The organism is Methylocystis bryophila (assembly GCF_027925445.1).
Classification (GTDB): Bacteria; Pseudomonadota; Alphaproteobacteria; order Rhizobiales; family Beijerinckiaceae; genus Methylocystis; species Methylocystis bryophila.
The window spans coordinates 960,647-984,202 of sequence record NZ_AP027149.1 but is presented as its reverse complement, the minus strand read 5'-3'; the positions used below and the strand labels follow the sequence as shown (position 1 = coordinate 984,202).

The 23,556-nt window shown below is 64.0% G+C and carries 19 protein-coding genes and 1 pseudogene; 7 read left to right on the top strand and 13 right to left on the bottom strand.

All coding sequences use genetic code 11. The features are described from left to right. Positions 1-4 precede the first annotated feature (4 nt). From QMG80_RS04535 to QMG80_RS21660, 3 genes and pseudogenes are all read right to left on the bottom strand, one after another. Positions 5-1,228: a lipoprotein-releasing ABC transporter permease subunit gene (locus tag QMG80_RS04535; protein ID WP_085773676.1), complete on the bottom strand. Its 1,224-nt coding sequence runs from the start codon at positions 1,226-1,228 to the stop codon at positions 5-7. A gap of 53 nt (positions 1,229-1,281) precedes the next feature. Continuing rightward, a complete protein-coding gene (locus QMG80_RS21665) occupies positions 1,282-1,425 on the bottom strand; it encodes a His/Gly/Thr/Pro-type tRNA ligase C-terminal domain-containing protein (RefSeq protein WP_425351469.1) in 144 nt (47 codons plus the stop codon). A gap of 57 nt (positions 1,426-1,482) precedes the next feature. After that, positions 1,483-1,656 (bottom strand): annotated as a pseudogene (locus tag QMG80_RS21660) (proline--tRNA ligase); the annotation flags it as partial. A gap of 222 nt (positions 1,657-1,878) precedes the next feature. Between QMG80_RS21660 and QMG80_RS04525 the strand changes: the two are divergent. The 3 genes from QMG80_RS04525 (at position 1,879) to QMG80_RS04515 (ending at position 4,745) form a co-directional block, all read left to right on the top strand. Continuing rightward, a complete protein-coding gene (locus QMG80_RS04525; RefSeq protein ID WP_158658722.1) occupies positions 1,879-2,961 on the top strand; it encodes a lysylphosphatidylglycerol synthase domain-containing protein in 1,083 nt (360 codons plus the stop codon). Next, entirely contained in the window at positions 2,958-4,070 is a 1,113-nt protein-coding gene (locus QMG80_RS04520) for an ATP-binding protein (protein WP_245299889.1), read from the top strand. The genes QMG80_RS04525 and QMG80_RS04520 overlap by 4 nt, the downstream gene beginning before the upstream one ends. 270 nt (positions 4,071-4,340) lie before the next feature. Beyond that, positions 4,341-4,745 carry a flagellar export protein FliJ gene (locus tag QMG80_RS04515; protein ID WP_085771733.1) on the top strand — a complete coding sequence of 135 codons (405 nt, stop codon included), beginning with the start codon at positions 4,341-4,343 and terminating at the stop codon, positions 4,743-4,745. An 18-nt stretch (positions 4,746-4,763) separates the two neighbouring features. On the opposite strand, the gene QMG80_RS04510 is transcribed toward QMG80_RS04515, so the two are convergent. Beyond that, positions 4,764-5,870 carry a COX15/CtaA family protein gene (locus tag QMG80_RS04510; protein ID WP_085771732.1) on the bottom strand — a complete coding sequence of 369 codons (1,107 nt, stop codon included), beginning with the start codon at positions 5,868-5,870 and terminating at the stop codon, positions 4,764-4,766. 396 nt (positions 5,871-6,266) lie between these two features. Between QMG80_RS04510 and QMG80_RS04505 the strand changes: the two genes are divergently transcribed. Next, positions 6,267-6,917 carry a MerR family transcriptional regulator gene (locus tag QMG80_RS04505; protein WP_085771731.1) on the top strand — a complete coding sequence of 217 codons (651 nt, stop codon included), beginning with the start codon at positions 6,267-6,269 and terminating at the stop codon, positions 6,915-6,917. A gap of 403 nt (positions 6,918-7,320) precedes the next feature. Here QMG80_RS04505 and gltX read toward each other — a convergent pair whose 3' ends face one another. Beyond that, positions 7,321-8,667 (bottom strand): glutamate--tRNA ligase, encoded by a 1,347-nt coding sequence (gene gltX / locus QMG80_RS04500; RefSeq protein WP_085771730.1) that lies wholly within the window; start codon positions 8,665-8,667, stop codon positions 7,321-7,323. A gap of 241 nt (positions 8,668-8,908) precedes the next feature. Between gltX and QMG80_RS04495 the strand changes: the two genes are divergently transcribed. Beyond that, positions 8,909-10,054 carry a ceramide glucosyltransferase gene (locus QMG80_RS04495; RefSeq protein WP_085771729.1) on the top strand — a complete coding sequence of 382 codons (1,146 nt, stop codon included), beginning with the start codon at positions 8,909-8,911 and terminating at the stop codon, positions 10,052-10,054. A 112-nt stretch (positions 10,055-10,166) separates the two neighbouring features. On the opposite strand, the gene lepB is transcribed toward QMG80_RS04495, so the two are convergent. After that, positions 10,167-11,390 carry a signal peptidase I gene (gene lepB, locus QMG80_RS04490; protein ID WP_102938091.1) on the bottom strand — a complete coding sequence of 408 codons (1,224 nt, stop codon included), beginning with the start codon at positions 11,388-11,390 and terminating at the stop codon, positions 10,167-10,169. A gap of 217 nt (positions 11,391-11,607) precedes the next feature. Between lepB and QMG80_RS04485 the strand changes: the two genes are divergently transcribed. Continuing rightward, the gene (locus tag QMG80_RS04485) at positions 11,608-12,357 is read left to right on the top strand and encodes a DUF2076 domain-containing protein (protein WP_085771728.1); all 750 of its coding nucleotides are present in this window, start codon (positions 11,608-11,610) and stop codon (positions 12,355-12,357) included. Positions 12,358-12,447: 90 nt separating this feature from the next. Here QMG80_RS04485 and QMG80_RS04480 read toward each other — a convergent pair whose 3' ends face one another. From QMG80_RS04480 to QMG80_RS04460, 5 genes are all read right to left on the bottom strand, one after another. Next, positions 12,448-13,059, bottom strand: a complete 612-nt coding sequence (locus QMG80_RS04480; RefSeq protein WP_085771727.1) for a hypothetical protein — start codon at positions 13,057-13,059, stop codon at positions 12,448-12,450. Between the two features lie 121 nt (positions 13,060-13,180). Further along, complete coding sequence (locus QMG80_RS04475) at positions 13,181-14,077, bottom strand: outer membrane protein (RefSeq protein ID WP_085771726.1); 897 nt, start codon at positions 14,075-14,077, stop codon at positions 13,181-13,183. Positions 14,078-14,327: 250 nt separating this feature from the next. After that, positions 14,328-15,269 carry an outer membrane protein gene (locus QMG80_RS04470; protein WP_085771725.1) on the bottom strand — a complete coding sequence of 314 codons (942 nt, stop codon included), beginning with the start codon at positions 15,267-15,269 and terminating at the stop codon, positions 14,328-14,330. A 284-nt stretch (positions 15,270-15,553) separates the two neighbouring features. Further along, a complete protein-coding gene (locus tag QMG80_RS04465) occupies positions 15,554-16,471 on the bottom strand; it encodes an outer membrane protein (RefSeq protein WP_085773673.1) in 918 nt (305 codons plus the stop codon). 234 nt (positions 16,472-16,705) lie between these two features. Next, positions 16,706-18,016 carry a replication-associated recombination protein A gene (locus tag QMG80_RS04460; RefSeq protein WP_085771724.1) on the bottom strand — a complete coding sequence of 437 codons (1,311 nt, stop codon included), beginning with the start codon at positions 18,014-18,016 and terminating at the stop codon, positions 16,706-16,708. A 556-nt stretch (positions 18,017-18,572) separates the two neighbouring features. Between QMG80_RS04460 and QMG80_RS04455 the strand changes: the two genes are divergently transcribed. Further along, a complete protein-coding gene (locus QMG80_RS04455) occupies positions 18,573-19,400 on the top strand; it encodes a UDP-2,3-diacylglucosamine diphosphatase (protein WP_085771723.1) in 828 nt (275 codons plus the stop codon). Positions 19,401-19,490: 90 nt separating this feature from the next. Here QMG80_RS04455 and QMG80_RS04450 read toward each other — a convergent pair whose 3' ends face one another. After that, on the bottom strand, positions 19,491-21,077 hold the full coding sequence (locus QMG80_RS04450; protein WP_085771722.1) for an OpgD/OpgG family glucan biosynthesis protein: 1,587 nt from the start codon (positions 21,075-21,077) through the stop codon (positions 19,491-19,493). A 210-nt stretch (positions 21,078-21,287) separates the two neighbouring features. Continuing rightward, positions 21,288-23,222 carry an acetate--CoA ligase gene (acs, locus tag QMG80_RS04445; protein WP_085771721.1) on the bottom strand — a complete coding sequence of 645 codons (1,935 nt, stop codon included), beginning with the start codon at positions 23,220-23,222 and terminating at the stop codon, positions 21,288-21,290. Positions 23,223-23,556: the final 334 nt, after the last annotated feature.

Below are 23,556 nucleotides of genomic sequence, written 5' to 3'. Positions count from 1 at the left end.
CGTGTTACTCGCTTCGCAGGGCTTCGACGGGGTCAAGCGACGCCGCCTTCCAGGCCGGATAGATCGAGGCGAGAATCGCCAGCGCGAAGGCCATGCCGACGACGAGCGCGACCCCGCCCGGCTCGACGATCGAGGGCAGGCGCGAAAGGAAATAGAACTCCGCCGGAAACAGGTTCAAATGCATTAGCTGGTTGAGCATCGTGCGGATGCTCTCGAGATTCTTGGCGAGCGCGAGGCCGAGCACGAAGCCGAAGAGATCGCCGAGCACCCCGATCGAGGCGCCGACGATCAGAAAAATGCGCAGCACGGCCCCGCGCGTCGCCCCCATGGTGCGCAGGATGGCGATGTCCTTCGTCTTGTCCTTCACGAGCATGGTGAGGCCCGACACAATGTTGAAGGCCGCGACAACGACGATGAGCATCAATATGATGAAGAGGATGTTTTTCTCGACCTGCAAGGTGTCGAAGAAAGTCTTGTTGCGCTCGCGCCAGTCCTGGAGCATCAGCGGCCGCGTGATCAATTTGCCCACAGCGGTCCTGAGATCGTCGATCTTTTCCGGATCTTTGACGAAGGCCTCGACGACTGTGACCTCGTTGCCTCGGTTGAAGAATGCCTGCGCCTCGGCAAGCGGCATATAAAGGAAGAGACTGTCGAACTCCGACATGCCGATCGAGAAGATCGCGACGACCGGATAGGCCTTGATGCGCGGCATCACGCCGAAAGGCGTCTGCGCGCCCTTGGCGATGATGAGGCTCACCTTGTCGCCAACGCCGACGCCGAGCTGCTCGGCGAGGCGCGCGCCGATCGCGAGACCGCCCGCCTTGTCGAAGCCGTTGAAAGTCCCGTCGCGCACGTTCCCGGCGACGCCGGGCAGGCGCTTGAGGTCTTCCTCGCGAATGCCACGCGCAAAAACGCCCCTCTGCTCGTATTGCGAGGAGACCCCCGCGGGGCTCTCGACCATGGGCACGGCGAGCGTCACGCCGGGGATCGAGGAGAGCTGCTTTGTGACGTCGGGCCAGTCGTTAAAGGGCGGCTCGGCCGCCTGCACGAAGGCGTGACCGTTAAAGCCCAGAATCTTGTCCATCAATTCGCGATGGAAGCCGTTCATCACCGACATCACGACGATGAGCGTCGCGACGCCGAGCACGATGCCCAGAAAAGAAAAGAGCACGATGACCGAGACGAAGCCGTCCGCTCGTCTCGCGCGCAGATAGCGCAGCGCGACCATCCACTCGAAGGCGGAGAAGATGCCGCCGCCATTGCGGGCGCGGGAAGCGTCGGTCACTCGGATCCCCCTTGCGCCGCCTTCACCGCGGCGACAACATGCGCGACCGCAGCTTCTGGGGAGAGATTTTCGCGCTGGCCCGTGCGGCGACGCTTCAGCTCGATCTTGCCGTCGGCGAGGTCTTTCGGGCCGACGACAATCCGCCAGGGCAGACCGATCAGATCGAGCGTGGCGAATTTTGCGCCGGGCCGCCCGTCGCGGATGATCGCGTTGATCTTGTTCAGGACCTTGAGCCCGAGCGGTAGCCAGGCGTAGATGCCCGCCGACTCCTGCCGAATGAGACCGGCGCGAAGCATCAGCCGATGCGAGACGATCTCGGCTTCTTTCGGCTTTTCGCGCAGAATGGGCAAGCAGTAACGGGACAGACGCATGAGGGTCCTTTGGCGGGGCGGCGAATCGGGCGGCCCAGGAGATTCCGTCAGTTCAAGCTTAGACGAGCAGGAAAGGCAAGGGAGGCCTTGGCCTGAGCCGCCCGTCTGCGGCTCCTTGGAGCGCTTCCGAGAGCTTCGGGGCCGTCCAGTCATCCTAATGTCATCGTTCGCGCGGGAGAGTCGATGCAACGGATCAAAAAGCGCCTCTTCAAAGGAGGCTCTATGAAAGGGTCGGAGGAGTTGGGAAGAAGCGACGCGGATGCGGACTCGCTGGCTTTGGACGAGGCGGCGCTGCCGGAGGCGCTCGCGCCCGAGGCGCGCGAGATCCTGCCGCATAACCTCAGCGGCTGGCTTGGCGCGGCGCTCTCCATCGCGCTTTTTGCCGGCGCGATGTATTTTCTCGGTCGCATCATCGTCAATTTGCGCTTTGAGGAGTTCATCGCCGCGCTTAAAGCGACATCGGGGCCAAGGCTTCTGTTCGCCTTCGCGACGACGATCGCCTCCTATACCGCGCTGCTGGGCTACGACCTGCTGGCGCTCCACGTGCTCGACCGACGGCCGCCGCTGCGGGTGACCGCGCTCGCCTCGCTCGCCGGCAACGCTTTCTCCTTCACGCTCGGCTTTCCGCTCCTGACAGGGGTCGCGACGCGCTACTGGATATACTCCAAGGAAGGCCTCTCCGCGCGCGAGGTCGTGACGATCACGCTGTTTGCGACGCTCACCTTCTGGCTCGGCATGACGACATTGGCGGCGCTCGGCTTCGTCTTCGGCGCGGTGTCGCTCGCCTCGATCGACCATCTGCCGTGGTTCGCGAATATCGCGGCCGGGCTCCTGCTCTTTGGCGGACTTTACACCTATGCGTTCTTCATCGCCGGCAAGCGCGGAACGCTACGGCTCTTCGGCGGCGTGCTGCAACTGCCTGGTCCGCGCGTGTTCCTGGGCCAGCTCGCGGTCGGGGTCGCCGACTTCGGCGGCGCGGCGCTGACCATTTACGCCTTCCTGCCGCCCGAGACCCAGAGCGTCGGCCCGCTGGCGCTCGGCGCCGTCTATGTCGCGGCGGCGATCGTGGGTGGGGCGAGCCACGCGCCGGGCGGGATCGGCGTGTTCGAGGCCTTCATGCTCGGCGTGCTCTACGCGCCCTCGCAGGAGTCGCTCCTCGCCGCCTTGCTGCTTTTCCGCATCTTCTATTATCTCGTGCCTTTTTCGATCGCGACGCTGCTCATTGCCCGGCAGGGCGGCGGGAATCGCTGGGCCGAGCTCCGGGAGGTCTTTTTCAAGCTGCTCCGCCGGCGAGGGCCGTCATGATGAGATTTGATTCTTTCAGCAAGAGACCAGCGGCCACGCCGCAAAAAGAAGCCAAGCCCCTCCAAGAAGACGCGCCGCTTCGCGCGCTGATCGACACGCTGCCGGAGGCGATCTTCCTCATCGACGCGGGCGAGCGCGTCGCCGCGGCCAACCCGTCCGCGCGCACGCTGCTGCCGACGCTGCGGGAGGGCGAGCCTCTGGCGCGAAGCCTGCGCGCGCCGGACGTGCTGGATGCGCTCGGCCGGGTCTTGGAGAGCGGGCGGACCGAGAAGGCCTTGTGGATCGAGCGGCTGCCGGTCGAATGCTGGTTCGAGGCGCTGATCGCGCCGCTCCGCGTCGAGGGATACGCGCCCGCCGCCGTCATCGCGCTCCGCGACCTCACCGAAGCGCGACGCGTCGAACGAATGCGCGCCGACTTCGTCGCCAACGCCAGTCACGAGCTGCGCACGCCGCTGGCGTCCCTCCTGGGCTTCGTCGAGACGCTGCAAGGGCCGGCGCGCGACGATCCCAAGGCGCGCGAACGATTCTTGGGCATCATGCGCGAGCAGACGCAGCGCATGGCGCGGCTCGTCGACGATCTGTTGTCGCTGTCGCGCATCGAGCAGCACTTGCATCTGCGCCCCGACACGCCTGTCGATCTCACCATGCTCGTTGCTCACATCTGCGACACGCTCGTTCCGATGGCCGAGGACACGGGCCTTTCGCTCGAGATCGACATCGCGCCCAATGTGATCACGCCGGGAGATCGCGACGAGCTTGCGCGCGTTCTCGAGAATCTGGTCGAGAACGCGATCAAATACGGTCGTCCCGATGGCGGCGAGCCTGGGAAGATCCGGGTCACGCTCGTCACGACGGCGCGCGAGGCGATCTTCTCCGTGCAAGACAATGGCCCGGGCATCGCGCCCGAGCATATTCCGCGTCTGACCGAGCGCTTCTATCGCGTGGATGTCGGAAAGAGCCGCGCCAAGGGCGGAACCGGGCTCGGCCTCGCCATCGTCAAGCATATCGTGCTGCGTCATCGCGGCAAGCTCACGATCGACTCGGCGCCAGGCATGGGGGCGGTGTTTCGCGTGGTCCTTCCGAGCCTGCGGGTCGACGCGGAGGCTTAGCGCGTCGCCCGCTGGCTTCAGGCGATTCCGACCAGCATGATCTAGAACATGTTCTGATCGGAAGACCCCCGCGCACATCTCCGGGACAGGCTCTAACGAATTTGGTGAGCGAAAGCTTATCGCCGTCTAATTTGAAAAGCTTACCTCTTTTCCTCGTTGATTTGAAATGGCGGTAACCAAAGCGCAACCTCCTTCGCGCATAGTCGCCCCGTCTCGCAAGCAAGGTGGCGCGTCGTGACGGCTCGGCCGTGCGTTATGGAGCAAAAGATTATGAAGTCGCGAGATACATTGGTGCGCCTGAAGCAGTTTCAGGTCGACGAGAAGCGTCGGCGGATCGCCCAACTGCAGCAGATGATCGCCGAATTCACGCGCATGGCGAACGAGCTCGACCGCGAGATCGCGAACGAAGAGCAGCGCGCCAACATCAGCGACCCCAGCCACTTCGCCTATCCGACCTACGCCCGGGCGGCGCGTTCGCGGCGCGACAATCTCACGCATTCGCTGAGCGATCTGCGCGCCAAGCTCGCCACCGCCGAGCGCCAGCTCGAGGAAGCCAGCGAGGAGCTGAGCAAGGCCAAGAGCCAGGAAGTGCGCGACCACGCCGCCGAGCGCATGGTCGACATCGTCGCCGAACGTCATGCCGCCGAGAGGGGCGAGGGCTTCCGCCGAGTTTAGCGCGTTCGGCGACTGCTCCTACAACGCGTGCAGCCGTCGCGCCTGCAGGGTCGCGACGGCGAGCACGGCGACGCCGATCGCCTGATGCGCGAGCGCCAACAGAATATGCGGCGTGTTCGCCCAATACCAATAGCCCTCGACGAGCACGAGCGCCGCGACGCCGAGCGCGATCTGCCCGAGCACATGGCCGAAAAGAATCGCCGCGCCGCGCGCCGCCATGCCGGTCGCATTGGCCGCAGCGTCGAGCAAATGCAGGAAGACAATCACGAAAATGACATAGGCCATGGTCCGGTGCATGAACTGCACGGTCACTTCGTTGTTGACGAGATTGAGCCACCAGGGATCGAGCCGGAACAGCGTCTCGACCGAGGGCGCGAAGCCGCCTTCCATCAGCGGCCAGGTGTTATCGATGCGCCCCGCGCGCAGGCCCGCGACGAGCCCGCCAAGCCCCAGTTGGATGAAGACGAGGCCGAGGGTGAGCTTCGAGACGAAGCGAAGCCGGCCTCTGCCGGCGTGGATATGGGACGGGCGCGGTTCGCCAAGCCCCCCGGCGACCCAGAGGCAGGCGGAAAAAATCAGCGAGGCGATCAGCAGATGGATCGCGAGCCGCTCCTGCGCCACGTCGACGCGTTGGGAAAGCCCGGATTTGACCATCCACCAGCCGACGACGCCCTCCAATCCGCCGAGCGCCAGAATGAACAGCAGCTTGCCCTTATAGCCCGGCGGAATGCGTCCCCTGAGCCAGAACCAGGCGAGACCGACCGCAAAGACGAGCCCGATGAGACGGCCGAGCAGACGATGCGCCCATTCCCAGGCGTAGATCGCCTTGAAGCCGTCGACGTCCATGTCGGGAAACATCTGGGCGAACTGCGGGATCTTCTTATAGTCGTCGAATGCCGCCTGCCACTCGGCGGCGGAGAGCGGCGGGATCACGCCCGTCACCGGCTTCCATTCGACGATCGAGAGTCCCGACTCGGTGAGCCGCGTCGCGCCGCCGACAAGCACCATCGCGAAGACAAGAGCAGCAACGAGATAGAGCCAGTTGCGCAGCGCAATGGCGTTTCGCGGCGTCGGCCGATGAACGACGTCGGGGACTTGATGAGGGAAGTGGAATACTTCGACCATGTCGCGGACTCTCGGCCAAAAAGGGGGAAGGCGGCGCTTCTCTTAGGATCGCCGTTGCGGCTTGTCCACAGGCCGCCCGAGCGAGCCAGCCGCTGGAGGCGAAACGGCCCGCAAGCGCGTATCCTCTTGTTCGGGCTTAGAGCGTTGCGGGAAAGCGGAAGCCGGCCTTTCGCATGGAACGCGCTCTAAGCCTTTGGAGTCGATCACGTTTTGCACGTCCAGGCGGGTCGCCCTGGAGCGCCGCGTGATCGAGAGCGCGTCCCGATCGCGTGGAAATCACGCGATCGAAAAGGACTAAGCTCCAAATCAAAACCTTGAAGCATGTCCTGATCGGAAAACCGCTTCGCACTTTTCCGGAACATGCTTTAAGGCGATTCGCCCGGGCGAGGAGACGGCATGGCGATCGAAAAGCAGGAAGGGGCGTTTCTGACGATCGGCGAGGTTGCGCAAAAGCTCGACCTGCCCCCGCATGTGCTGCGATTTTGGGAGACTCGCTTCGAGGATCTCGAGCCGATGAAGCGCGCCGGCGGGAGACGTTACTATCGGCCGCGCGACGTGGCGCTCGCGACCGCGCTACGCGCGCTTCTCTATGGCCAGGGTTATACGATCAAGGGCGTGCAGCGGCTCTTGCGCGAGCGCGGCGTGAACGCCGTGATCGAAAGCGCCCGGGCGGGCGGTTTGCCCTCGCCCTTGGAGGCGGGGGAGGACGAGGCGGAGCCGCAGAGGCCGCCGCCGGCCACGCCGCGCGTAGATCACGCTGCGTTCATGCGGAATGGCCTGAACGCAGAAAATGTGATCGATTCTAAAGGTTTAAAGCCCGCCTTGGAGACGACGCGCGCCGCCGAAACGCCTGGGCCTATCGAAGAGCCGCCCGAGGTCGAAGCGTCGCCCCCGGTCGGGCAATCCGGCAAAATCATGCTTCCAGCCGTGGTTTCGCCGGAGCCGCATTTTTCCGCAGGACTGGGGGACGAGGAGATTCGTGCGCTGCGCCTCGCTCTGGCCGATCTCGCGGAGGCGCGGCGGTTGCTGCTCTTGAGCAAGGGCTAGCCGCGGCTTTCCTTGCCAAAAGCTTGCGCCGGCCCGCAACGCCGCGTCCCATGCGGGGAATTTTCGCACGAAGCCGGAACGAACCCGGTCCGAATCGGGAGCCTGCGATTCGCGCCGGCCGGAGATGAAGAAAACCTTGCGGACGCATTCGGGCCACGGTGACGGTTATCGGGAGCTTAACCGTAGATCGCCCGCCTCGTCCCGCTGCGGGATTTTTCGCACAGACCGTCAACGAAGCAGGACCGAATCGGGCCCGCGCGATTCGCGCCCGGCGGAAATGAAGAAAGGGTTGCGGGCGCAGCGCGCAGCGGCCGCTTCTCTTGGCGGCCGCATCCTTCAGGGGCAAGACTGAGCGCAGGCCGCGGCTCAGATCCACTCGGATCGGGAGCCTCGGGGCGTCGGCTCACTCCCCTCCAAGGCGGGCCGCGGCGCGGGCGTGGCCGATCAGCGGCAGCAGCGCCGCGAGTTCCGGACCCTTCTCCGCGCCGGTCAAGGCGAGCCGCAGCGGGTGAAACAGCGCGCGCCCCTTGCGGCCCGTCTTCGCCTTGATCGCCTCCGTCCAACGACTCCAGGTCTCGCCGTCCCACGGCTCCTCGGGCAGCAGCGCGCGCGCTTCTTCAAGGAACCCCAGGTCCTCCCGCAAGGGCTCGATTTCGCCCTCGACGACGCGCCACCATTCGAGCGCATCGGAAAAACGCGCCAGATTGCCACGCACGGCGAGCCAGAAGGGCTCCGCCTTGAAGCCGACGATGTCATGCGGCGCCAATCGCTCGCGCACGTCCTCGAAGGTGAGAAGCGCGAGGGCGCGATGCGTCAAGGCGTCGAGGTCGGAAGGATCGAACCGCGCCGGATTGCGCGACACATGCGCGAGGTCGAAATGCTCGGCGAGCTCATCGAGCGAACGCACCGCGCGCACGGCTTCCGAGGAGCCCGTCAGCGTCGCAAGCGCCGCCACGGCCAGCGCCTCGTAGCCTTCCTCGCGCAACGACGCGATCGAGAGCGCGCCCGTGCGCTTCGAGAGCCCCTCCCCTTCGCTCGAGATCAGCAGATTGTGATGCGCGAATTGCGGCGCCGGCCAATCCGCCGCCAGCGCCTCGAAGAGCTGCAACTGCACCGCGGTGTTGGTGACATGATCCTCGCCCCGGATGATGTGCGTGATCTGCATGTCGATGTCGTCGACGACCGAAGGGAGCGTGTAGAGATAGCTACCGTCCTCGCGGATCAGCACCGGGTCGGAGAGCGACGCGCAGTCGATATGCGCGTCGCCGCGAATGAGGTCGCGCCAGGCGACGGTCTTGGGCTCGAGAAGAAAACGCCAGTGTGGGCGACGACCCTCAGCCTCGAGGCGCTCGCGGTCCGCCTCCGAGAGCTTGAGCGCCGCGCGGTCGTAAACCGGCGGCAGCCCCCGCGCCTGTTGAAGCTTGCGCCGCTTTTCCAATTCTTCCGCGGTCTCGAAGCAGGGGTAGAGCCTCCCCTGCTCCTTAAGCTGCGCTGCAGCAGCATCGTAGAGCGCGCCGCGTTCCGACTGTCGCACGACCAGGTCGGGCTTCAGCCCGAGCCAGGCCAGATCGATTTCGATTTCCCGCGCGAACGCCGCGGTTGACCGGGCGAAATCGGTGTCATCGAAACGAAGCACGAATCTTCCATGTTGCGTCACGGCAAACAGGGCGTTGAACAGCGCCACGCGTGCGTTGCCGATGTGTATGCGTCCCGTGGGCGAGGGGGCGAATCGTACGATTGGAGCGGTCATGAGCAAGCTTCGACGCGATGTTCCCAAGGACACACGGCGGATCCGGGCCTTCGAACTCAGGCCTTTCTGCCAAGATGCGGGACAAATGTCAGGCGGAATATTGACGCTGCCCCGACCGGGTCTGCGCACTGACCCGGCTTGGCCGCATCGGCGGCGGGCGCGCCTGCGCGCCATGACGCCCGCGGGTTGACGCAACCTTACCGCGTCCCACGGAAATTGGAAAAAGGAACGAGAAGCCGCAATGACGATGGTCGCTTATTTCTGCGCCGCTTGGTGCCTGGTTCTTCTCTGTCTCAATTTTTTCGCGATGAGCGTGACGGCCCGCAAGTGCCGGGCGCGTGAACGCAACCTTCCGCCGCCCGCTTCTGCGCCGCCGGTGTCGCTCGTGCGTCCGTTGCGGGGGATCGAGGCCTTCAGCGAGGAGACATTGCGCGCGAGCTTCGAGCTCGACTATCCTGATTATGAGGTGGTCTTCTGCGTGCAAGCGCCGCACGATCCGATCATTCCGCTCGTGCAGCAGGTCATCGCCGAATATCCGAACATTCCCGCGCGTCTGCTCATTGGCGACGACTATGTCAGCGCCAATCCCAAGCTCAACAACTGCGTCAAGGGCTGGGACGCCGCCAAGCACCGCCTTGTGATCCTCGCGGATTCCAATGCGCTGCCGCCGCGCGACTATATTCAAACCATGCTGGCTGCCTTCGTCGATGACGAGACAGCGATGACCGTGTCGATGCCCATCGGGTCGCGTCCGCATGGATTCTGGGCGCTGGTGGAATGCGCCATCCTGAACACCTTCCAGGCGCGCTGGCAGTATGGCGCGGAATCCGTCGGCATCGGCTTCGCCCAGGGAAAGAACATGATGTGGCGGCGCGAGGTTCTCGACCGCGCCGGCGGCATTCGCGCGCTCGCCTCCGACATCGCCGAGGACGCGGCCTCCACCAAGATCATCCGCACGCAAGGCATGAAGATCCGCCTCGTCGACATGCCCTTCGAGCAGCCGCTCGGTCCGCGCAAGGCGCGCGAGGTTTACTCCCGCCATGTGCGCTGGTCCCGACTGCGGCGCGTGACCTTCCCGGGCTATTTCATTCCCGAATTCCAAAACGGCGCCTTCATGCCGGTGCTGCTCGGCGCCTATTCCGCGGAGATCCTGGAGGGCCCTTGGCTCGCGGCGATCGTCGCCGTCTCGATTCTGGCCGCGCTCTACTGCGGCGAGTATCAACTTGCCCGCCTGTGCGGCTGGACGCGCGGATGGCGCTTCCCCTTCGCCATGCTCATTCGCGACGCGATGTTGCCGGTGATGTTCCTCGACGCATGCCTCTTCGACGACTTCGTTTGGCACGGCAACGCCATGACCGTGCGCGAGGAGCAGGAGACCGCCGGCTGAGACCCCGAGCAGCCCGAGGTTCGCGCCCGGGAATTTCGCAAGACTCGACCCGCAACCGAAGCTGACGCGCCCTCTTATCGCTCGAACGACGCCGTTCGAGCGATATGCGCATTCAGCGCACGAGGCGCCCTGCTCTCTCGCCGCGGACGCTTCTTCGCTTTCCGTCTTCTGCGGGTTGAAGCGAGAAGAAGACCCAGGCGACCCGGCCGATGAGATTCTCGAAAGGCACATAGCCGATCCCCTTTTTTTCCGGGCTCACGCGCGAGTCCATCGAATTGTCCCGGTTGTCGCCGAGGACGAAATAGGAGCCGGGCGGGACCTCGAAAACCTCGGTGTTGTCCAGGAAGGCTGCATCGCCGAACTCCTCGGCGATGGAATGAACGACGCCGCCGGGCAGCGTCTCCTCATAGGTCGGGACGGCGCCGTCTTCGCTCGCGCCCGAAACGGCCCGCCGCGGAACGATCTCGCCATTGATGTAGAGCCGTCCGGCGATGAGCTGAACCCGGTCGCCCGGCAGGCCGATGATGCGCTTGACATAGGCTGTCTGCGGGTCTCTCGGCAGGGCGAAGACCACCACGTCGCCGCGCTTGGGCTCGGCTGCGAATAATCTGCCCGAAATGATCGGCGCCGCGAGTGGCAAGGAAAAGCGGCTATAGCCGTAAGCGAATTTGTTCACGAAGAAATAGTCGCCGACGAGCAGCGTCGGCTCCATCGATCGGCTCGGCGCGTTGAAAGGCTGAAAGAGAAAGGTCCGCACTGTCAGGGCGAGCACAACCGCCGCAACGATTTCGACGAGAGAAAGCGCCACCAGCGCGTTCGGCCAGGAGAAGCGCTGCACCCGCGCGACCATCGCGACAGCCGCGACCCATCCCCAGAGCTCGAAGGTCAAAGGCGCGGCTGAGGCGAGGACGGAAAAAGTGTCGCCGGCGCCGATCCCCCAGGCTCCCAAGGCCCTGAAAAGGAGGGCGAGCGCGCCGCCCAGCGCGGAAGGCGGCGAACTCCAGGCGAGCGCCGCGCGCGTCGTCAGAGGCGATCCCTCGCCGTCAAAGAGACGCGCGGCTAGGTTGATGAGAAAGCCCGAGAGATAGAGGTTGACGACGCCGCCGAGCGCGCCCGCGACCGTAACCAGGACAAGGACCGGGACGTTGGAGGCCTGCGGGAGGGAAGCCAGGGGCGCGCCAAGCAGCTCTCCGTCGAGAAGACAAAGCGCCTCCACGGCGCCGCTGACGGCCGCGAGCGCCAGGACGTTGCGGCGCGGATTTTCGGCGACGACGCGCGCAATCGTGTCGCCGGGCGAAAGCCATAACGAGCGCCAGGGCGAGATCGATGCTTTCACTCGGTTTTCCTCGTTTCTTCCGTTGTGAGCCGCTCTTCGACCCGCCGCCCCCTCGACACGGACGCGCGGGCGTTACATCTTTGCAATGAACGTCCTCGGCGGGAGTTGGTTCGTACCCGCACGGGCGATACCCGAGTCGTCCCCCTTGGCGTCCCTGGGACTCGTTCCCATATCCACGGCGCTGCGCCGCAGGGCGCGGTTCAGATTGGAGAGATCCATGTCCCCCGAAGAAGCCAAGCTGCTCGCCGGCCTGTTCGATCGCGTCAAGGCCAACTCGAATGCGCCGCGCGACAAGGAGGCCGAGAATTTCATCGCCGAGCAAGTGAAGGCGCAGCCCGAGGCCCCTTATCTGCTCGCGCAGACAGTGATTGTGCAGGATTTCGCGCTGCGGTCGGCGAATGAAAAGATCCAGCAGCTCGAAAACCGCGTCCGAGAGCTCGAATCGCAGTCGAAGCCGTCGGGCGGCTTCCTTGGAGGCCTGTTCGGCGGAGCCGGCGCTCCGCAGCCCCCGCAGCGCCCCGCCCCGCCGCCGCAAGGCTACGCTCCGCCGCAGGGCGGACCCTGGGGCGCGCCGCCTCCGCAACAAGGCTATGGTCAACCGGGCTATGCCCCTCCTGGCGGCTTCGGACAAGCGCCCGGCGCCGCTCCGGCGCCCGGCGGCGGGTTTCTGAAGGGCGCGCTCGGAACGGCGGCGGGCGTCGCGGGCGGCGTGCTGCTTGCCGACGGCATCCGCAACCTCTTCCACGGCGGCGGGATGGGCGGCTTAGGCATGGACGCGGGCTTCCACCCTGGGGGGCTGAACGAAACGACCATCGTCAACAATTATTACGACGACTCATCGGGCGGCGATAATCACTCGGGCGACGCCTCATATGGGCCCGACGACGATACCTCCGGGGCGCAGGACGCCGATTGGGATTCGGGCGACTATGACGATGGCGGCGGCGACGGCGGCTTCGACGCGTAAGCCTTTCAACCGGCGCCGGCGATAGGATCCGGCGCAAGGTCCTCGACTCAACGGCCCGGCGGAAACAGCGTCGCCGGGCCTTCTCGTGCGTCACGCCATCGCGGCCAGGATCATCCGCGCCAAGGCGCCCAGGCGCTGCTCGATCAGCGCAGGGGTCTCGCAAGCGAAGACCACGGCCTTGCGCCTTTCCTCGAACATGCGCGTGTTCCACGCGAGCGCGGTCGAGAGCTCGTTGATCTCGGCGGCCTCGCGGTGCGCGTCCTGCGCCTCGCGCAGCTTTTGCGTCTCCTCGCGCAGGCGCTGCGCGCCCTCTTTTTGCGCGCGGCCATAACGCTCCAAACCGCCGACGACCTGGCTTCTCTCCGCATCGAGCTTGTCATAGAGGCGCGCGAAGAGCGCGGTCAGCCGCTCCTTACGGCGCGCGCCCGCAGCCTGCGCGAATTCAACGATCAGCTTCTGCGCGTCTTCGAGGGGAGTGCGCCGCGCCGCCAGCCGGGCGACGAGATCCGAGAGCGCCGGGTCGGATTCGGCTTGCGCCGCGCGGTCGATCGGCGGCCCTGTCCAAATGGATTCGAGAGAAAGGCTCGCGACTTTCACCTGTCGGCAAGGCCAGTCGCTTTCGATTCGGCTCGGCGGCTCCGCGCCGGCGGGCGACGCAACGGCGACCAGCAACAGGACGGCGAGGAGGATTTTGCGGATCATGGCGGCGCGCTCCCGGCTTCCGCTCTAACGCATGGGGGCCGAACTGTCATGGAGCGGCGGAAAAGAAAAACCCGGCCGCGCGGGCCGGGTTTTGCCAAGGCGATGGAGATCTTTCGCCGGATCAATATTTCGCGAGCACCGGAGCGGCCGCGAAGGGATTGAAGTGCCAGTTCACGCCGACGCGCACCGTGTTCCAGCGAGTATGGGAGGTCTGCTGGTAGGCGAAGGCCGGCCCACCGGTTGGAATGGAGCCGATCGACGATCCATAAAGCGTGGTCGAGCCGAGATCCGTGTAGAGATACTCGAGCTTCACCGAGAAGGCCTTGAAGAGCGGGTTCGAGATGAGCGGGAACCACTCGACCCCGCCGCCCGCCGTCCAGCCGACCTTCGTCTGATCGTAGTTCGTGCCCGCGCCCAGGACGCCGCCGGAGCCGCCGGCAGCGATTGTCGGGTAGTAGTCCGAGATGTTGAAGCTGCTGACCACGCCACCGTAGGCTAGACCGCCCGTGCCATAGACCAAGATGTTCGGCATGCTCGGGAAAGTCACGCCGACGCGTCCGCGCACCGTGCCGAACCAGTCGACGCTCTTGTTCTGCGTCGCGTAGGATGTATGCACGCCGAGGGCGTAGCTCCCCGCGCCAACGCCGTTCCCTTGGCTGTGAATGTCGGTCGCCTGGATATCCGCCTCGAGGCCGACCACGAGCCACGGATTGAACTGATAGTTGTAGCCGACCTGCCCGCCGCCGAGCACGCCGTTAAGATCATTGGAAATGCGCCACGCGGTTCCGTTCGGCAGAGCAATCGCGTTTCCGACTGCGTAGTAGGCCAGCACGCCGGGGTCACGGTCGCCATTGCCGAAGCCATAGCCGATGTTGACGCCGCCATAGAGGCCCGTCCAGGCGAACACCGGCGGCGGCGGCTCGATGAGCGGCGCCTTGCGGCTGGGAAGATCGGCCGCGAAGGCCGATCCGGCGACAAGAGCCAGCGCGAGGCCGGCGACGGCAGAACGCTTCTTCATGATATTCGCCCCGTCGTGAGTGTTAGCCGCGTTCAATTGGCGACTTGTATCATTCGACTCCGCCGATACAACGAACCTAAGTCGAGACTTCACTGTCGGTCAATCAAAACTGGTATTTTTGCGCGCGTTGCGCATTGAATCTTGGCGCGCGTGATATATCTGCCACAGGCTGCTACAGTATGTTTCCATGCTCAAAAGAAAACCCGGCCACAAGGCCGGGTCTCCAAAGGCGATCGACTTTCGCGCTGGCTCAGTATTTCGCCAACACCGGAGCGGCCGCGAAGGGATTGAAGTGCCAGTTCACGCCGACGCGCACCGTGTTCCAGCGGGTGTGGGAGGTCTGCTGGTAGAAGAAGGCCGGTCCACCAGTTGGAATGGAGCCGAGCGACGATCCATAGAGCGTGGTCGAGCCGAGATCCGTGTAGAGGTATTCGAGCTTGACCGAGAAGGTTTTGAGCAGCGGGTGAGCGACGAAGGGGAAATATTCCACGCCGCCGCCGGCCGTCCAGCCGATCTTCGTCTGATCGTAATTGGTCCCAGCGCCCATGACTGCGAGGGAGAAGGGGGGGGCGCCAGTTATGGGGCTGGTGGAAGGAACCGCGCTGAAGAAGTCCGAGACGTTGACGCTGTGGACCACGTTGCCATAGGCGAGGCCGCCCGTGCCGTAGACCAACAGGTTCGGCATGCTCGGGAAGGTCACGCCGACGCGGCCGCGCACCGTGCCGAACCAGTCGACGCTCTTGTTCTGCGTGGCGTAGGATGTGTGCGGGCCGAGGCCGTCAATCGCTCCGCCAATGCCGTTCCCTTGGCTGTGGATGTCGGTCGCCTGGATGTCCGCCTCGAGGCCGACCACGAGCCAGGGGTTGAACTGATAGTTGAAGCCGACTTGACCGCCGCCGAGCACGCCGTTCAGATTGTTGGGGATCGACCAAGCCGTGCCCATCGGAAGGGTCGTTATTGGGATGCCTGGATAAACGATGTGAGTGTAAGGCGCATAGAACAACGCGCCCGGGTCCTGATCGCCATTGCCGAAGCCATAGCCGATGTTGATACCGCCATAGAGGCCCGTCCAGGTGAACACCGGCGGCGGCAGCTCGATGATCGGCGCCTTGCGGCTGGGAAGATCGGCCGCGAATGCCGATCCGGCGACAAGCGCCAGAGCGAGGCCAGCGACGGCAGAATGCTTCTTCATGATTTTCACTCCGTCGTGAGTGTTGGGCGCAACCGCAAGACCGATAAATGCGAATGGCGAGCTGCACGTTGAGTTGGCGACTGTCTTACGACCTCGCCGATGCAACGAACCTAAGTCGAAGCCTCTTTCTTGGTCAATGGAAACTACGCCGTTTGGCGCTTACCCATTTAGAATCTTGGAGAGCGTGATATTTTTGGCACAGTTCATAATAATATACAGCCATCTTCAACAGAAAAACCCGGCCAGAAAGGCCGGGTTTTCCAAGGCGATGTTCTTTGGTGAGATCAATATTTCGCGAGCACCGGAGCAGCCGCGAAGGGATTGAAGTGCCAGTTGACGCCGACGCGCACCGTGTTCCAGCGGGTGTGCGAGGTCTGCTGGTAGAAGAAGGCCGGTCCGCCGGTCGGGATGCTGCCGATCGACGATCCATAAAGCGTGGTCGAGCCGAGATCGGTGTAGAGGTATTCGAGCTTCACCGAGAAGGCCTTGAAGAGCGGGTTCGAGATGAGCGGGAACCACTCCACGCCGCCGCCGGCGGTCCAGCCCACCTTCGTCTGATCGTAGTTCGTGCCCGCGCCCAGAACGGCGAGGGAGCCGCCGCCCAGGAACGAAGAATAAACATCCGACACGTTGAAGCTGTGCACCACGCCGCCATAAGCGAGACCGCCCGTGCCATAGACCAACAGATTCGGGATGCTCGGGAAGGTCACGCCGACGCGTCCGCGCACCGTGCCGAACCAATCCACGCTCTTGTTCTGCGTGGCGTAGGAAGTGTGGGGGCCCAGGCCGTCGACCGCTCCACCAATGCCGTTCCCCTGGCTGTGGATGTCGGTCGCCTGGATGTCCGCCTCAACGCCGACGACGAGCCAGGGGTTAAACTGATAGTTGTAGCCAACCTGGCCGCCGCCGAGCACGCCGTTGAGATCGTTGCCGATCGACCAAGCCGAACCCGCCGGGTTAACCGAGAACGGCACACCATCAATGGCATACTTGTAAGGCGAGTAAAACAAGCTGCCCGGATCCCGATCGCCATTGCCGAAGCCATAGCCGATGTTGATACCGCCATAGAGCCCCGTCCAGGTGAACACCGGCGGCGGCGGCTCGACGATGATCGGCGCCTTGCGGCTGGGAAGATCGGCTGCGAAAGCCGATCCGGCGACGAGCGCCAGCGCGAGGCCAGCGAGAGCAGAATGCTTTTTCATGATATTCGCCCCGTCGTAAGTATTAGCCACGTTGAGTTGGCGATTTGTCATTCGACCTCGCCGATGCAACGAACCTAAGTCGAAGCCTCTTTCTCGGTCAATCGAAACGGGTCTAATTGCGCGCGTCGCGTGTCGAATCTCGGCAAGCGTGACATATTAGCCACAGTTCGCGTGGCATATTCGCCACAGTCAATTCGCCTTGATGATCTTCAGGCAGCGAAGCTTCAGCTTATTTTAGGATTGGCTGCGATCTTTGCGCAGTCTTTCCCAATAATCGAGCCGCTTGCCGATCTCGCGTTCGAAGCCGCGCTCGACGGGTTCGTAGAGCTTTTGCGGCGCGAGTGATTCGGGCCAGTAATTCTGCCCGGAGAAGGCGTCGGGCGCGTCGTGATCATATTCATAGCCCGCGCCATAGCCTTCCTCGCGCATGAGCTTCGTCGGCGCGTTCAGGATGATCTTCGGCGGCGCGAGCGATCCCTTCTCGCGCGCAAGCCTCTCGGCGCGCTTCATCGCGACATAGGCGGCGTTGGATTTCGGCGCCGTCGCCACATAGATCACGGCTTCAGCCAGCGCGAGCTCGCCCTCCGGGCTGCCGAGAAAATCATAGGCGTCCTTCGCGGCGTTGGCGACGACCAGCGCCTGCGGGTCCGCGAGGCCGATGTCCTCCACCGCCATGCGCACGATTCGCCTTGCGAGAAACAGCGGATCCTCGCCCGCGTCGAGCATGCGCGCGAGATAATAAAGGGCCGCATCGGGATCAGAGCCGCGCACGCATTTGTGCAGCGCGCTGATCAGATTGTAGTGCCCTTCTTGCGCCTTGTCGTAGATCGGCGCGCGGCGCTGCACGATCTCGGCGAGCGCTGCGCGTTCGAAAACCTCGCCAGGCTTTGCGGCGCGCCAGACTTCTTCAGCAAGCGTCAGCGCCGCGCGCCCATCCCCATCCGCCATAGCGGCGAGCGCCGCGCGCGCGTCGGCGTCGAGCGGAAGAGGCTTGCCCTCGACCTGCTCGGCTCTCTCGAGCAGCTGCTCGATCGCGGCCGCGTCGAGCGCGCGAAAGGTCAAGACGCGGGCGCGAGACAGCAGGGCGGCGTTCAGCTCGAAGGAGGGGTTCTCCGTCGTGGCGCCGATCAAGGTGATCGAGCCGTCCTCGACGACAGGCAGAAAGCTGTCCTGCTGAGCGCGATTGAAGCGATGAATCTCATCGATAAAGAGCAGCGTGCCCTGACCCGTCGCCCGGCGCGCGCGCGCGGCGTCGAAGATCTTCTTGAGCTCCGCGACGCCCGAGAAAATCGCCGAAGCCTGCACGAAGGCGAGCGTCGTCTCCCCGGCGAGCAGCCGAGCGACCGTCGTCTTGCCGGAGCCGGGAGGCCCCCAGAAGATCATCGAGCCGAGGGCGCCGCCGCGCAGGAGCCTGGTCAACGCGCCATCGGCGCCGAGAAGATGGTCCTGGCCGACCACTTCCGAGAGCCGCTGGGGTCGCATCCGGTCAGCGAGCGGGCGCGGGGCCTTGTCCTCGAGACCCGCCGCTTTGAAAAGGTCGCTCATGCTGGTAGGCGCCGACCGCAGCAGGCCTCCGCTCGAGCCGCGCCGAAGCGACGCAGCGCGCGAAAAAGCTCTAAGCGGGTTTGCCTCATGAAGCGCGCTCTACCCTATTTCAGATTCGATCACGCTTTCCGCGGCCGGGCGCTTCCGCCTGAGCACAAGGTGATCGGGAGCGCTTCTTTGACGCCTCGCGCATCTCGACGAATAGGCTAACGAGGAATGAGCCGTGTCGCAATTCTTTCGATTTGCCCCGGGGCGAGGCTGCTCCTCTCGCTGACGGGACTTTGGCTTTGCCGCGGATTTTCGGAAGCGTGGCGTTATCGCGGACAGGATCGCAGCTTTGACGAGCCGAGGCCATTCGAAAAGCCGGCTTGAGCCCGGTTGCGCTAAGCGGCGAGTCGCCAAGGACTTAGCGAAGTCGCTCGCCTTCCTGCGCCTTCGAATCACGAGTGATCGCCGCCCGTGTCATGAATTCGCAACGCGAATCTGATCCTTCCTAACGGGCGGTAAATAAGAGCGCGTCGCCAATCGGCGGCTCGCCAAACTTGGCGCGAGTCGGATGACGGAAGAAATCCCGAGCAATCGCTATCGCACGCTGTTTCTCTCGGATCTGCACTTGGGGACGCGCGGACTTCAGGCCGAGCTGCTTCTGGACTTTCTGCGCCATAACGACGCCGACACGATTTACCTCGTGGGCGACATCGTCGACGGATGGCGGTTGAAGGGCGGATGGTATTGGCCGCAATCGCACAACGACGTGGTTCAGAAGCTTTTGCGCAAAGCGCGCAAGGGGACGAAAGTCATCTACACGCCCGGCAATCACGATGAGTTCGCCCGCGACTACACGGAGCTGACCTTCGGCGGCGTGGAAGTCGTGCGAGAAGCCGAGCACGTCACCGCCGACGGCAAGCGGTTGCTGATCATCCACGGCGATCAATTCGACATCGTCGTGCGCCACGCGAAATGGTTGGCCTTCCTCGGGGACTGGGCCTATGAGATGGCCATTGAGCTGAACACCCATTTCAATCGCTTGCGACACAGCTTTGGATGGGGCTACTGGTCCTTCTCCGCCTGGGCGAAGCTCAAGGTGAAGGATGCGGTCAATTTCATTGGCGACTTCGAGCAAACCCTAGCGGCCGAGGCGCACCGTCGCTCCTTCGACGGGGTGGTGTGCGGTCACATTCACCACGCCGCAATCAAGACCATCGAAGACGTGCTCTATATCAACACCGGCGATTTCGTTGAGAGCTGCACGGCGATCGCAGAGCATGACGATGGACGTTTGGAGATTCTTCACTGGCGCGCTACGGCGGAGGAACGCGAGGCCGCGGCGACCGCGGCTGCAGGAACCGCGGAACGTTTGCCGCAGCGTCAGGCCGCAGCCTGATTCGCGCCGTCGTGAATGCGCATTCGGCGAGAGCGAGAGCGCAACAACCTATAAATTTTCGGTCTCGCGCTTTTGCCAGAGGGACTCGCTCTACGGCGAGGTCCACGGAAAAGTCCAGGTTTCCGTCAAGGCGCGATTGCCGGCCCGCAGATAGAGTCTCAAATCCGCGGTCTCGCCGGATTTCACCGAGACGTCGAACATCGCGCGCAGCCCCTCGATGTGCGCGTTCGCGGCGATGGCCTTGCGGAGGATCTGCCCATTCGTGGTGGTCGCCACGACCTCGACCTCGCTTGGATCGGCGACGTAATAGCCGAGATCTCCCCCCGCGAAATCGACGAGAAAGCGCTTTGAATTGACGGCGGCGGCCTCTGAGGAGCCCAGGGCTTTCGCGGGGGCCGTGAAAGTGTTCACGACGCGGCCATTGGGCGAAAATCGCGGCTCGTCGAGACAGGCCGTGATCTTATAAGCGTAGACGTAGGGCAGGAGCGGTGCGGGCGCCGCCGCGGGCGTCCAGCTCGCGACGATGTTGTCGTTCGTCTCGTCCGCGGTCGCAAGCTCGATGAGCTCGACCCGTCCTGGCCCCCAGGAAGCTGAAGGCTCAACGAAATAGCTCGGCCGCGCCTCGTAGCTGAGGTCGAGGTCCTGGTAGGATTCGAAGGTGCGGTCGCGCTGCATGAGCCCGAAGCCCTTCACCTCATTGTCGAGGAATGAGGTCGTGCGGGCAAAGCTCGGGTTGGCGAGCGGACGCCAGAGCCATTCGCTCGCGCCGGTCTCCATCAGAAGGCCGTCGGAATCATGCAACTCGGCGCGAAAGCCCGGGCTGATGCGATGATCGTTCTCGCCGGCGAGAAACATGGAGGTCAGCGGCGCAAGGCCGAACTTAACGCCGGCTCGCCGCGGAAACAGAGTCGCCTGCACCTCGAGCTCGCTGTCTTGACCCGGAGCCAGATCGAAACGGAAGGCCGCGGTCGCAGCCTTGTCGTCGACGAGTCCGTAAATGGTCGCGCGTCCGGCTCTGATTTCTGGAGTTTCGATCCAGAATTCGCGGAAGAAGGGAAAACTCTCGCTGTCCGTTCCCGCCTCGACGCAGAGCGCCCGCGCGGAAAGCCCGTATTTCTGCTCGCGCCCCAGAAAGCGAAAATAGCTCGCGCCGAGGAAGGAGATCACCTCGTCGTTCACATGCGGATCGTTCAACGGATAATGCAGTCGGAAACCCGCGAAGCCGAAGTTGACCGGCAGCGACTCGTCCGGCTTGACGCGACCGTAATCGAAGAGCGCGGTCGAATAGGGGATCGGCGCGGCGATCCCGTCGCGAATGAGATTGATCGTGACCGGTCGCCGGTAGAGAAATCCGAGATGGAAGGTCTCGAGGCGAAAGGGACCGCCGCCCGAGGCGAGCATGGCCTGCTCCGGCTTGAAGCGGATCTCGCGCCAGGCGTCGTAATCGAGCTTGTCGAAGACCCGCGGCAGACGCCATGTCGTCGTCTCCTGAAAAGGCTGATCGGCGAGCCGCCTCGCGCGCTCGACGACCTCCTGATAGGCGAAGCGCGGCCCCTTCGGCGTTTCCGTGCTGGGAAGGGCTGGCGGGCCCTGCGCCAAAGCTAATCTCGGTGTAAACTCGGGCGCCGCTACGGTGGCGAGCGTCGCGAGCAGTTTGCGGCGAGTGATCGTCGACATCCAGGCCTGGTTCTCGCGGGGCGTTTCTTATTTTTAGCCTCGGGACAGACGCCCGAGGTTCGGGCGCATCCTCCCCCTGCCGCATCGGCAGGCGCCCGTTGCCTAGCCATCTTCGCGTGGACTGGCAAGACGCCTGGCAAGCCGCCGGAGAAAATCGGAACTCGACGCCGCCGAGCGAGGCCCGCGGAGGGCCTCATTCTCGGCAACGCGTCAGACTTCCGCCCGGTGCTTGATCAGGTCGCCGACCACCGCCGGATCCGCGAGCGTCGAGGTGTCCCCGAGCGTTCCGAACTCCCCCTCGGCGATTTTGCGCAGGATCCGCCGCATGATCTTGCCGGAGCGCGTCTTCGGCAAGCCGGGCGCGAATTGAACGGCGTCGGGGGAAGCGATCGGACCGATCTCACGCCGCACCCAGGAGACGAGCTCCTTGCGTAGCGCGTCATGCGGCTCGACGCCCTGCATCAGCGTGACATAGGCGTAGATGCCCTGGCCTTTCAGATCATGAGGATAGCCGACGACCGCGGCTTCGGAAACCAGCTCATGAGCGACCAGCGCGCTTTCGATCTCGGCCGTTCCCAGCCGATGTCCGGAGACGTTGATGACGTCGTCGACGCGGCCGGTGATCCAATAATATCCGTCCTCGTCGCGGCGCGCGCCGTCGCCGGTGAAATATTTTCCGGGATAGGCATGGAAATAGGTCTGAGCGAAGCGCTCATGATCTCCCCAAAGCGTGCGCGCCTGTCCGGGCCAAGAGTCCGCGATCACCAAATTGCCTTCGCAGGCGCCGTGCAGAACCTCGCCCGTGGGGCCGACGATCTCGGGAACGACCCCGAAGAAGGGCTTCGTCGCCGAGCCGGGCTTCAGCGCGATCGCGCCGGGCAGCGGCGAGATCAGGACGCCGCCGGTTTCCGTCTGCCACCAAGTGTCCACGATCGGAAGTCGGCCTTCGCCGACGACCCGGTGATACCACTCCCAGGCTTCGGGATTGATCGGCTCGCCGACCGAGCCGAGGAGCCGCAGCGTCTTGCGGCTCGTCCTCTTCACTGGTTCTTCGCCCGCAGCCATCAAGGCGCGGATCGCCGTCGGCGCGGTGTACAAAGTGTTCACCGCATGCTTGTCGACGACCTCCCAAAAGCGCGAGACCGTCGGATAGTTCGGCACGCCTTCGAACATCAACGTCGTCGCGCCATTCGAAAGGGGGCCATAGACGATGTAGCTGTGGCCCGTCACCCAGCCCACGTCCGCCGTGCACCAATAGACGTCGCCGTCGCGATAGTCGAAGACGAGCTCATGGGTGATCGACGCTTGAACGAGATAGCCGCCCGTTGTGTGCAAGACGCCCTTGGGCTTGCCCGTGGAGCCCGACGTATACAGGATGAAGAGGGGGTCCTCGGCCCCCATTTCGGCGTAAGGGCAATGAGCGGAGACGCTCTCACGCTCCTCCTCATAGCGAAAATCACGGCCCTTCTCCATGCCGATCTCGCCGCCGGTGCGCGTTACGACGAACACGGTTTTCGCTGAGACCCGGGTCAGGGCTTTATCGACATTCTCCTTGAGGGGAATGCGCTTTCCGCCACGCACGCCCTCGTCCGCTGTGATGACGACCTCCGATCGCGCATCCTCGATGCGCCCCGCCAGCGCTTCGGGCGAGAAGCCGCCGAAGACGACCGAATGGATCGCGCCGATCCGTGCGCAAGCGAGCATTGCGAAGGCCGCCTCGGGGATCATCGGCAGATAAATCGTCACGCGATCGCCGCGACGCACGCCGTGCTTCTTGAGCACATTCGCGAAGCGGCTGACTTCCTCATACAGTTCGCGATAAGTGATGCGCCGTGATTGCGACGGATCATCGCCCTCCCAAATAATCGCGACCTGATCGCCGCGCGTGAGGAGATGCCGGTCGATGCAATTCATCGCGGCGTTGGTGGTGCCGTCCTCAAACCATTTGATCGAAACCTTGTGGGGATCGAAGCGCGTGTCCTTGACGATCGTGTAAGGCGCGATCCAGGAGATGCGGCGGCCTTGCTCGCTCCAAAAACCCTCGGGATCCCTGAAAGAAAAATCATAGAGCCTCTGGTAGCGTTCGGCGCTGACGAGCGCATGGTCCGCCCAGTCCTCGGGGATTTCGTAGATTTTCTTGTGCATGGGCGCCGATCTGACCTGTGAGTCGAGCAGGGACGGCGCGAGAAACGGCCGTCTTCCCGTCAATAACGAGAGCAGAGGCACGATAGCGCAGGGCTTACGACGCGTCGAGCCAAAGCTTGATATTTACTAGGTTTTCGAAAGGCTCAATCGCCGCTCGCGTTTTCGCACTGCAGCGAGGAAAGCCAGCTTAGGAAGTCGAACCCTTGGACCTCCGGTGCCGCAACGCAAAAGATTGACCGGCGTTGGAAGCGTGATCGGGTCAATGGTTCCGTCCAGCGGCGCATTCGCAATCAAGACTCGAAAGCTTCGCCTCGAGCACGATGCGGAAAAGTGG